This window comes from Nocardioides marmorisolisilvae (assembly GCF_003725775.1).
Lineage (GTDB): Bacteria > Actinomycetota > Actinomycetes > Propionibacteriales > Nocardioidaceae > Marmoricola > Marmoricola marmorisolisilvae.
Genome location: NZ_RJSG01000005.1, coordinates 297 through 735, shown reverse-complemented (window position 1 = coordinate 735; position 439 = coordinate 297). Strand labels below are relative to the sequence as shown.

At 71.8% G+C, this 439-nt stretch carries 1 protein-coding gene; it reads left to right on the top strand.

What is annotated here, in order from left to right:
- Window positions 1-439: hypothetical protein (locus EFL95_RS19770; RefSeq protein ID WP_221176493.1), on the top strand; the 439-nt coding region annotated here is incomplete at both ends.

Sequence of the window (439 nt, the reverse complement as noted above, 5' to 3'; positions counted from 1 at the left end):
CGGCTCGAACGGAGCGACGGGCGCGACGGGTAACACCGGTGCGACCGGCGCGACGGGTGCCACTGGTAACAACGGCACGAACGGCAACGACGGCGCGACTGGTGCCACGGGCGCGACGGGTCAGGCCGGTGCCCAGGGTGTGACCGGAGCTACCGGTGCCACGGGTGCTGACGGTGCCACCGGCGCGACGGGTGCTACGGGCAACAACGGCAACGACGGTGCCACTGGCGCGACGGGTGCGACTGGTAACAACGGCACGAACGGCAACGACGGTGCCACTGGCGCGACGGGTGCGACTGGTAACAACGGCACGAACGGCAACGACGGCGCGACTGGTGCCACGGGCGCGACGGGTCAGGCCGGTGCCCAGGGTGTGACCGGAGCTACCGGTGCCACGGGTGCTGACGGTGCCACCGGCGCGACGGGTGCTACGGGCAAC